General features: G+C 54.5%; 7 protein-coding genes. 2 read left to right on the top strand and 5 right to left on the bottom strand.

Features of this window, described 5'->3' with window-relative positions:
* Positions 1 to 37: 37 nt before the first annotated feature.
* Together ACI43T_RS01165 and ACI43T_RS01160 are read left to right on the top strand one after the other, a co-directional pair.
* Positions 38 to 712, top strand: coding sequence for a carbonic anhydrase (locus ACI43T_RS01165; protein ID WP_405385304.1), 675 nt, complete (start codon positions 38 to 40; stop codon positions 710 to 712).
* A gap of 287 nt (positions 713 to 999) precedes the next feature.
* A complete protein-coding gene (locus ACI43T_RS01160) occupies positions 1000 to 2565 on the top strand; it encodes a SulP family inorganic anion transporter (protein WP_405385303.1) in 1566 nt (521 codons plus the stop codon).
* Between the two features lie 842 nt (positions 2566 to 3407).
* Here the strand turns inward: ACI43T_RS01160 and ACI43T_RS01155 are convergent.
* From ACI43T_RS01155 to ACI43T_RS01135, 5 genes are all read right to left on the bottom strand, one after another.
* Positions 3408 to 4472, bottom strand: coding sequence for an AI-2E family transporter (locus tag ACI43T_RS01155; RefSeq protein ID WP_297953718.1), 1065 nt, complete (start codon positions 4470 to 4472; stop codon positions 3408 to 3410).
* Positions 4473 to 4535: 63 nt separating this feature from the next.
* Complete coding sequence (locus ACI43T_RS01150; protein WP_405385302.1) at positions 4536 to 5204, bottom strand: DUF4145 domain-containing protein; 669 nt, start codon at positions 5202 to 5204, stop codon at positions 4536 to 4538.
* A gap of 272 nt (positions 5205 to 5476) precedes the next feature.
* Positions 5477 to 7513 carry a M3 family metallopeptidase gene (locus ACI43T_RS01145; RefSeq protein WP_405385301.1) on the bottom strand — a complete coding sequence of 679 codons (2037 nt, stop codon included), beginning with the start codon at positions 7511 to 7513 and terminating at the stop codon, positions 5477 to 5479.
* A gap of 254 nt (positions 7514 to 7767) precedes the next feature.
* Positions 7768 to 8634 (bottom strand): hypothetical protein, encoded by an 867-nt coding sequence (locus tag ACI43T_RS01140; protein WP_405385300.1) that lies wholly within the window; start codon positions 8632 to 8634, stop codon positions 7768 to 7770.
* A gap of 27 nt (positions 8635 to 8661) precedes the next feature.
* Positions 8662 to 9513, bottom strand: a complete 852-nt coding sequence (locus ACI43T_RS01135; RefSeq protein ID WP_293278427.1) for a mechanosensitive ion channel family protein — start codon at positions 9511 to 9513, stop codon at positions 8662 to 8664.
* Between the last annotated feature and the right edge of the window lie 53 nt (positions 9514 to 9566).

Here is a 9566-nt window from a genome sequence, read left to right as displayed (position 1 = left end):
ACACAAACACACAATATATCAAGGAAAGGAATCGGCAATGAGCCAATCATACGAAGTCATTTTTGAAAACAACCGCAAATGGCTGGAGCAGAAAAAACAGCAGTATCCCGATTATTTTAAAGAACTTGCCGACGGGCAAAACCCCGAATACCTCTACATCGGCTGTTCCGACAGCCGTGTCGCGGCGGAAGGGATGATGGGGCTGGAACCCGGCGAAGTGTTCGTGCACCGCAACGTCGCCAACCTTGTGCACGGTCTGGATTTGAACGCCGCCTCCGCCATCGAATATGCCGTGTCGCACCTGAAAGTCAAACATATCATCATCTGCGGCCACTACAACTGCGGCGGCATCAAAGCGGCGATGAAACCGCAGGATTTGGGTTCGATGAACCCGTGGCTGCGCAGCATCCGCGACGTGTACCGCCTGCATCAGGAAGAATTGGACGCGATTGAGGACGGACACCTGCGCTACGACCGCCTGGTCGAATTGAACGTGCAGGAGCAGTGCCTCAACGTCATCAAAATGGCGTGCGTGCAGGAACGCTACCTGCTCGACGGTTATCCGATCGTGCACGGCTGGGTCTTCGACCTGCGTACCGGCCGCCTCATCGATTTGAACATCGACTTCAAAAACATCCTCGCCGACATCCAGAAAATCTACAACCTCACCGATTCAGAATGGGTGGTCAACGCGCGCAAGAAAGCGGGTTGATAGGCCGGAGGCCGTCTGAAAATATCGCTTGGAAAATTGCCGTCCTTACCCGCGCAGGCGGAAATCCGTTCGGACGATAAACAATATTTGTGAAACTCGATAAACCGTCTCCCAAAGGTGGATTCCCGCCTGCGCGGGAAGGACGGCGGGTGCGTTTGTCCGGCGGCTGAAAAATAAGTTTATCCGCTATGTCCGATTTTTTCAGACGGCCTTTCCTTCCCGAAACCCTGCTTCATCCATACAAAAAAACATACACACAAACACACACATCAGGAGTACCCCTCACCATGAAACCCCATCAGAAAAAACAGCCTTTGGGCAGCCTGTTTAAGTCCAATTTCGCTTCCGGGCTGGTCGTCTTCCTCGTCGCCCTGCCGTTGTGCCTCGGCATCGCGCTTGCTTCCGGCGCGCCGCCGTTGTCCGGCGTGTTGGCGGGCATCGTCGGCGGCATCGTCATCGGTTCCCTCAGCACTTCGCACATCAGCGTGTCCGGTCCTGCCGCAGGCTTGGCGGCGATTATCCTTGCCGCGATTACCGAACTCGGTTCGTTCGAGCTGTTTCTGTGCGCGGGCTTAATCGCCGGTGCCATCCAGCTTTTGCTCGGCTTCATCCGCGCCGGCAGCCTTGCCGAATACATCCCCGTGTCCGTTATCGAAGGCATGTTGGCGGGCATCGGCGTGATTATCATCATGAAACAGATTCCGTTTGCCTTGGGCAGCAACGGCAGCCTCGCCGACCCCGCCGCCCTGTTCGCCGACATCCACACAGGCTCCCTTTTGGTAGCGGGCGTGTCGATGGCGATCCTAATCGTATGGGACAAAATCCCCGCGCTGAAAAACATCAAAGCCCTGCCCGCCGCGCTGGTTGCCGTGGGCGCGGGGATACTGATGAACCAATGGTTCGTCGCCAGCGGCAGCAGCCTTGCCATTCCCGCCGGACAACTCGTCCAACTGCCCGTCCCCGACACATGGCGCGAAGCCGCAGGTATGCTCACGCTGCCCAATTTTTCAGGTTTCGGCAACAGCTACGTTTGGATGACCGGCATCACCATCGCCATCGTCGCCTCGATTGAAACCCTGCTTTGCATCGAAGCCGCCGACCGTCTCGATATTCACCGCCGCATCACCGACACCAACCGCGAATTGCGCGCGCAGGGCGCAGGCAACATCGTCAGCTCGCTCATCGGCGGCCTGCCCATCACCTCCGTCGTCGTGCGTTCGTCCGCCAATGCCAATGCAGGCGCGACGCACAAACTGTCTGCCGTTATCCACGGCGTCCTGTTGCTGGTGTGTGTTTTGGCGATTCCCTTTATCCTGAACATGATCCCCCTGTCCACCCTCGCCGCCGTCTTACTGCTGGTGGGCTACAAACTGGCAAAACCCGCCACCCTCCTGCATTTCTGGCATAAAGGGCTGTACCAGTTCATCCCATTCGCCGCCACCCTCGCCGCAGTCGTCGCGCTCGACCTGCTCAAAGGCGTCGGCATCGGGCTCGCCATCAGCATCATCTTCATCCTTCAGGGCAACATGAAACGCGCCTACTACCTCAGCCGCGAAGAACTCGCCGAAGCTGACGAAATCAGCTTGGAACTGGCGGAAGAAGTCTCGTTCCTGAACAAAGCCGCCATCAAGAAAACCCTGAAAAACATCCGCCCGGGTTCCAAAGTAACCATCAACGCCGAACGCTCGTCCTACATCGCCGGCGACGTATTGGAACTGATTGAAGACTTCGCCAACGTCTTTGCCAAGGAAAACGACATAGACGTCGTACTTAAAGGCTTCAAATCCGACTACGACCACGAAGGCCGCGACCACCACAGCCATGTGCGGGTGGGACATAGCGCGAGTATTTAGAAGTCGGGTTGGAATTCGTAGGAGAAGAAAAGGTCGTTTGAAAAACCTGTTTTGGAGGATTTTCAGACGACCTTTTTGTATTTCGAAACTATAAATCTATTATCGCTTCAATACGATAGGATTCGCGGGCAAAGCCCACACTACGCCGTCGGGTAATGCCTAAAGTTGGTGGAAAGCCCATAGCGGGAGGTATTGTGTTGATTTGTGGGATAACCGTAGCGTGGGCTTTGCCCACGAGAATCCGCCCCCTCTCATGTTTGGTGAAAGGGGAGTCGGAAGAGGGGGACTTTGATCCTTATGCCGTATATCCGCAAGCCACCCCCATCCTAGCCTTCCCCCGCCGGACGGGGGAAGGGATCAGGTTGCTGTAACTGAAAGAGGTCGTCTGAAAACCTATTTCAATCTTTTCAGACGGCCTCTTTGGCAGATAAAAATGGAAAATACCTGCTTCGTCATTCCCGCGCAGGCGGGAATCTAGGTTTTGGAAGTTATGGAAATCTTTAAAAATTGCAGCGGCCTTTCAGAGCTGGATTCCCGCCTGCGCGGGAATGACGGCGGCTGATTGAATCGGCTGTTTCGTCCGACAGAAAAGAAACATAATGAAATATTTAAGAAACAGTAACGGCAGTATTCAGTAATCTGCCCCCTCTCCCGTCCGGCGGGAGAGGGTTGGGGAGAGGGTGGCTCTTGTCCCTTATTCCGTATATTTGCAAGCCACCCCCATCCTAGCCTTCCCCCGCCGGACAGGGGGAAGGGATCAGGTTGCTGTAGCTGAAAAAGGTCGTCTGAAAAACCTATTTCGAGCTTTTCAGACGACCTTTCATCTATATTTCAAACCCTATCTAAATCAGCTTCTGCTGTTTCAACTCATTCTTCAGATACGCATAATAAACCGGTGCGACGATGATGCCGCCGACGCCGAAAATCCGTTCGAACACGACCATCGCCACCAGCAGTTCCCATGCACTTGATTCGATTTCCGAACCGATGATTTTCGCGTTCAGGAAGTATTCGAGCTTGTGGATGACGACCAGAAACACCAGCGAAGCGACCGCTACATATAAAGATGCACCGAGGCTCAAGATGATAATGATGGTGTTGGAAATCAGGTTGCCTGCCACGGGAATCAGCCCGACGATGAAGGCGATGACCAACACGGTTATTTTAAACGGCAACTCCACGCCGAAAAGCGGCAGGATTAGATAAAGGTACACGCCCGTCAGCGCGGTATCTATCAGCGAGATTTTGACCTGTGCCAGAAACACGCGCTCGAAGCTGGTTTCGAAGTTCACAATCCGCCGCACCAGTTCTGCCTTGAAGGGCGGCATTTTGCGGCGGTTTTTGCGCATGTTGAGGCGGTGGAAACTGAGCATTGCGCCGATGATGATGCCGATAAGGATGTACACGAACGAGGTGAAGCTGTTTTTACTGATGCGCGTCAGCGCGGCGCTGTATTCTTCAATCAATTTGACCGCATAGGCTTTGATTTCGGCGGTATTGTTGGGCAGCATGTTCAAAACCGACTGCGGCAGGCTGCTGCTGTTTTTCGTGTCTTCCAGAATCGCCGCCAGCTTGGTCAGCATCACGGTGATGTGCCCGCCGTGAATCAGGTGGTAAATCCCCAGCGACATCAATAGGATAACCGTCAACACGATACCTATGGTCAGCGTGGTCGAAATCAGGTTGATATTGTGCGCGTTGAGCGATTTGTGCAGAAACGTATTGCGCGTGAGCGTACGGCGGCGCAGCCAAAGAATCAGGCCGTTGGTCTTGGTGATGAAGACGTAGGTCAGGATGACGGCGAGCAAAAGGGGCAGAAAATGGAAATACAGCACCGCAAGCAGGGCCATGCCCATCAGGATATAGGATACGTTGCGGAACTTTTGGGCGGGATAGGGCGGGTGCATGGTAGATGAGATTTCTAATACATGAAGTAAACAATGGAGGTTCTAAATAAATTAGGCTGGATATTATGTTTTGGCTTCCAAAGCCTTTTTGTCTTGCGCTTCTGCGGCGTTTCTTGCATTTTCGGGCATCAGCTGATAAAGCTCGTCCAATTCTTTCGGTTCGGTAATGGCTTTCTTCACAATGAAATTGATTAGGTCGAACATTTTTCCGGCAGCCTTATCAAAATCTGCATCTGAAATTTGACCGGGATGTACGGCATTATTTCCAGTAATCCGCAAAGTATCGGCAACTTTGACAACCTGTCCTGAGAATACGCCTTTTTCAACCAGCGACCTGATGTCGGTATTGATGTTTTTTCCTTCTTCTCCCAAATGGATACATAATTTTTGTAAGCCTAAACGCAGTAATGCCGCTGCACCTCGGGGCGATTTGATGAAAATTCGGGCAGCTTCTTCGTAATCTTTTTTCACATCCTCGGGCATGTCTTCGGAGGGAAGGGGGGTAGCGCCGAAATCAGGGTAGAGCATTTCGCCTAAGAAAAAGTCTTTAAAAGATTTCCAAAGACTGATTTGCTTGCAATGCGGGCATAGTGCACACGTATATGGAATCGCTGTTCTATCGTTGTGTCCGTGATCTTGATATATACCAATCCATTCCATATGCGCATATGCCCCGCAATGCGGGCAATTAAAAGCAGCTTTCCTAAATTCAGGTGCTGTGTATGCTGTCATTTCTGACACCTCCCATCAATGGTAACAAAACAATATCTATTGGTTTCGATAAAGGCCGTCTGAAACTTTCAGACGACCTTTTTTAGTAAATTTCAAATAAAAAACATCTTCCTCGTCATTCCCGCGCAGGCGTGAATCCAGACCTGTCCGCACAGGAACTTATCGGGTAAAACGGTTTCTTCAACTTTACGTTCTGGATTCCCGCCTGCGCGGGAATGACGATTCAGGCATTTCTATATCGAATCCGCTATATTTTTATATCAACCTTACTATCAAGCCGCGTTGTCGAAGCCGCTGTGGCGCAGCAGTGCGTCTATGCTCGGTTCGCGTCCGCGGAAGGCTTTGAAGGACTCCGCCGCGCTGCGGGAGCCGCCGACGGCGAGGATTTCCTGCCAGAAGCGTTTGCCTGTGGCGGCGACGTCGTCGCTTTCTTCAAAGGCGGCGTAGGCGTCGGCGCTGAGGACTTCCGCCCATGCGTAGCTGTAATAGCCTGCGGAATAGCCGCCGGCGAAGATGTGGCCGAAGCTGTTGGCGAAGCGGTTGTATTCTGGCGGTTGGATGACGGCGACTTCTTTGCGCACGCTGTCTAAAACCTGCGGCCAGTTTTTCAGACGGCCTTCGTCGTCTTCGCTGTAAATGGTCATGTCGAAGAGGGCGAACTCCATCTGGCGGACGAGGAACAGGCCGCGTTGGAAGTTTTTGGCGGCGAGCATTTTGTCGAAGAGTTCTTTCGGCAGGGCAGTGCCGGTTTCTTCGTGGGCGGACATTTGTGCCAAGACGTCGTATTCCCAGACGAAGTTTTCCATAAACTGGCTGGGCAGCTCGACGGCGTCCCACTCGACGCCGTTGATGCCGGATACGCCCAGTTCGTCCACTTGGGTGAGCAGGTGGTGCAGGCCGTGGCCGGTTTCGTGGAAGAGGGTGAGGATTTCGTCATGTCTCAGGCGGGCTTCTTTGCCGCCGACGGGCGGGGTGAAGTTGCAGACAAGGTAGGCGGTGGGCAGTTGCAGCGTGCCGTCGGCGAAGCGGCGGCGGCCTTTGTAGTCGTTCATCCACGCGCCGCCGCGTTTGCCTTCGCGGGCGTAGAGGTCCATATAGACGCCGCCTATGGTTTTGCCGTTTTGCTCCAGCTCGAAGTAGCGCACGTCTTTGTGCCAGACGGGAACGGTTTTTTCGGCGAATCCGATGCCGTAGAGTTTTTTGATTTGGGCGAACAGTCCTGCCAGAACTTTGCCGACGGGGAAGTATTTTTTGACTTCGGTTTCGCTGAATGCGTATTTGGCTTCGCGCAGTTTTTCGCTGGCGTAGCTCAAATCCCACGGCTGCGGGTCGGCGAGGTTCAGGCGTTCGCGGGCGAAGGCTTTGACTTCGGCGAGGTCTTTTTCGGCGTAGGGTTTGGCGCGGCGGGCGAGGTCGTGCAGGAAGGTGAGAACTTGTTCGGGGCTGTCAGCCATTTTGGTGAAGAGCGACAGCTCGGCGTAGTTTTTGAAGCCGAGCAGTTTGGCGGTTTGCAGGGCGTTTTCGAGGGTGCGGTCGATGTTGGCGGTATTGTCGAATTTGCCGTCGTCTGAAAGTTCGCTGGCGCGGGTAACGTAGGCGCGGTAGATTTGTTTGCGCAGATCGCGGTTGTCGGCGTATTGGATGACGGCGAGGTAGTGCGGAATCTGCAAACCGATTTTGTAGCCTGTTTTGCCTTCGCTTTGCGCGGCGGCGGCAAACATGGCGAGCGAGTCTTCGGGAATGCCGGCAAGCGGTGCGGCGGCGTCGAAGTAGAGGGCGAAGGCGTCGGTTGAGTCTAAGACGTTTTGCGAGAATTTGGCGGAGAGTTGCGCGCCTTCGGTTTGCAGTTTTGCCAGTTCTGCCTGCTGTTCGGGCGGCAATTCTGCGCCGCTGAGGACGAAATCGCGCAGGTCGTGGTTGAGCTTGGTTTGCTGTGCGGGGGAGAGGGTGGCGAATTCGGGGGAATTTTTAATGGTTTTGAAGCGGTTGTACAGCTCGATGTCTTGTCCGATTCCGGTGAAGAAGACGGTGATTTCGGGCATCAGTTCGTTATAGACGGCGCGCAGTTCGGGTGTGTCGACCACAGAGTTGAGGTGCGACACCACGCCCCAAATCCTGCCGACGCGTTCGGTGATGTCGGTCAGACGCTCGATGGTGTTTGCCCAGTCGGTGTGCGTTTGGGCTTTGACTTCGGCAATCTGCGCGCGCGCCTCGGCGATGGCGGTTTGCAGGGCGGGTTTGATGTCGGCGGTTTGGATTTGGTCGAAACGGGGTTTTTCACCCAAATGAAGCAGTACATTATCGGTCATAAACGGGATTCCTTTTGTGTGGATGGCGGATTCAGACGGCCTTTTACGGAGGCCGTCTGAAAAATGGTTGCCTGGGTAAACGGAAAAATACGGACGGTCTGCCGTCATGCCCGTCTGCGCATAGGCGGGAGGGGCAGCCGTTAAGATAGCCTATTTTTAATCGAGTTCACGCGGCAAGGCCGTCTGAAAACCAAACGATACAGCAGATATAGTGCCATCCGGTCCTGCTTAAAGCATCTTTCCCTGTTTTTACGCTATTCTGCGCCGCGCGGGTTGGAAGCGAGCGGGGCGGCGAGGTCGAGACTCATCGGCGTGCCGGCGGGGGCGAAGACGGCTTGTGCGACATTGGTTTGCAGAGAATCGGCAAACGCGCCGCGGTAGATTTTCGCGCCTTGGTGGGTCAGGTTGGATTGGACGTCGACATAGACTTCGCCGCCGATTTGCTGCCACAGGCGGCAGAACGTGTAGTCTTCGGAAAGGTAGCGTTTGCTTTCGGGATCGACCATGCAGTCGAAGAAGCGGTAGTGCAGCCCGTTGTCTTCGCGGTTGTAGTCGCTGTCGGAGATGTAGTTCAGATCGGGATAGGCGGCCATCATTTTTTCGAACACGCCGCGTTTGATGACCATGAATCCGGTCGGCGCGTCATTGACTTTCATAAAGCCTTCTTCATCTACCCGCAGCACGATTTCGCCGTTTTCGTCCTTAGCGTCGGTGTTGACGGTGTAGCACGTGTACATCCGCTCGAAATCCGCCTGCGTCGTGCCGGCGGGAACGCCTTCGGCAGGCCAGTTTTCCCGTTTCAGCGGATAAATGCCCGCCACCACGTCTTTATCCGCCAGCAGCAGGCGGTAGAACGCTTCGGCGGAAAAACCGATGTCGGAGTCTATCCAGAAGAGGTGCGTCCATTCTGGGTGCGCCATAAAGGTCGCCACGCAGTTGTTGCGCGCGCGGGTAATCAGGCTTTCGCCGCGCTGCATCATCACTTGCAGCGGCCAGCCGTTTTGCGCGCTGGTGTGGACGATGTTGAGCAGCGAAAGGACGTAATTATGAAAATATTTTCCGTCGTGGCTGGGGGTCATGATGACGGGGTACATTTGCGTAAGGGCGGATTCGGGCAACATAGTATTTTCCTGATTATTTATAGTAGATTAAGAATGCGGGTTCAGCAGGCGGTATTGTACGCGCAGAAACTCATCCAGCACCGCCTGCTGGATTTCCAGCCGTTTCGACACGGGCGAGGCATAGCGCACGATGATGTTGTAGACCTTGTCGTCGTGCGGCACGCGGGTAACGCGCGGCTGGGCGGCGGGGGTGATAAACAGCTTTTCCGCCTGCACCGCGTCGAGATAGCGCGAAATTTCAGGCACATAAGGTGCGCACAGCGGTTCGAGCACCTGTTTCAGATTCGGAATCACCGCATCCGAGTCCAAATGGATGGGCACGGGGATTTCCACCGTATGAATCACATACGGCCCCAAAATATTGTCGCGGCGCACATAATGGCTCAAAAGCAGGCTGTTGGGAAACGACAGCGTTTTGCCCGAAAGCTGGCCGACCAGCGGGTTCGGGCCGATCTGCATCATCAGCGTGTTCAAAAGATTAATGTCGACCACCCGCCCGCGCAGGCCGTTGACCTCGATATAGTCGCCGACCGAATACTGCTTCGTTACCGAGCGCAGGATGCTGCCCGACAAACACATAATCAGCTCCTTCGTCGCCACCACAATCGCCGCCGCCACGGCAAACATCGACAACGCCAGCGTTTGAATCTGCGCCGCCCAAATCATCGCCAGACCCAGCAGAACCAGCATCAGCGTCAGATTGCGGCTGAGTACCAACGAGCGGCGTTTGTCTTCGATGTTCAAATCGGGATGGCGGCGGAAATGCGTTGTCAGCAACACGCTGCGCATGATCAGCACCACCGCCACCATCAGCACCGATTCGATGACTTCCGCGCGTATCGGCAGGCCGTGAAGCCATTGTTGTATCGTGTTCCACATGGTTGAAAATCCGTTTCAGACGGCCTTTGGGATAAAAAAGGAAAACGGCACCG

Origin of the sequence: Neisseria oralis, assembly GCF_045062685.1 — a bacterium.
Taxonomy (GTDB): domain Bacteria; phylum Pseudomonadota; class Gammaproteobacteria; order Burkholderiales; family Neisseriaceae; genus Neisseria; species Neisseria oralis.
This window is presented reverse-complemented; position numbering and strand designations above follow the sequence as displayed.